The organism is Leucobacter soli, assembly GCF_042659205.1.
Classification (GTDB): Bacteria; Actinomycetota; Actinomycetes; order Actinomycetales; family Microbacteriaceae; genus Leucobacter; species Leucobacter soli.
This window is the reverse complement of record NZ_JBHSRW010000485.1, coordinates 1-591: the sequence shown is the minus strand read 5'-3', so window position 1 is coordinate 591 and position 591 is coordinate 1. Positions and strand designations below refer to the sequence as shown.

Sequence of the window (591 nt, the reverse complement as noted above, 5' to 3'; positions counted from 1 at the left end):
GGCGCACCGGCGGTGCCGCTCGGCTCCCCGTCGTCGTTCGACCGCTGCACCCGGCCGTCGGCGCCGAGCACGAACGCGCTGCAATGGTGCCTGGCCCGCGGATGCCTCGCCCGTGCCGCGGCGATGGACTCGCGCGCGGCCGCCTCGGTCTCCACGCGTTCGAGCCGCGCCAGGAATCGCGAGCGCGAGATCTCGATCTCGGCGTCGACGGTTCGTGCGATCGTCCGGTACTCCACCCCTCCATTCTGCCGGGCCGCGGTGCGTGATCCCGCGCATCCCCGGAGGTGAGCGAGCCCGAATCAGGGGTGAGGCCACCGGGTAGGCTCGATGCGTGAGCGTGCGTGTGGATTCCTGGATCTGGGCGGTGCGCCTGGCGAAGACCCGCAGCCAGGCGACGGCCGCCTGCAAGGCCGGGCACGTGCGCGTGGGCGACGCCACCGCGAAGCCCGCGCAGCCGGTGAGCGAAGGCGACGTGGTGCGGGTACGACTCCACGGCTTCGAGAAGATCTACCGCGTCACCGGTCTCGGCACCCGTCGGGGCAGCGCGGCCGAGGCGGCTGCCCTCTTCGAGGATCTGACGCCGCCCGCGCC

At 73.4% G+C, this 591-nt stretch carries 2 protein-coding genes; one reads left to right on the top strand and one right to left on the bottom strand.

Going from position 1 to position 591, the window contains the following annotated elements; all coding sequences use genetic code 11:
• The coding region (locus ACFPZL_RS14100; protein WP_382336042.1) for a YigZ family protein at positions 1-236 on the bottom strand (236 nt) is incomplete at its 3' end.
• A 95-nt stretch (positions 237-331) separates the two neighbouring features.
• On the opposite strand from ACFPZL_RS14100, the gene ACFPZL_RS14095 reads away from it, so the two are divergent.
• The coding region (locus tag ACFPZL_RS14095; protein ID WP_382336040.1) for an RNA-binding S4 domain-containing protein at positions 332-591 on the top strand (260 nt) is incomplete at its 3' end.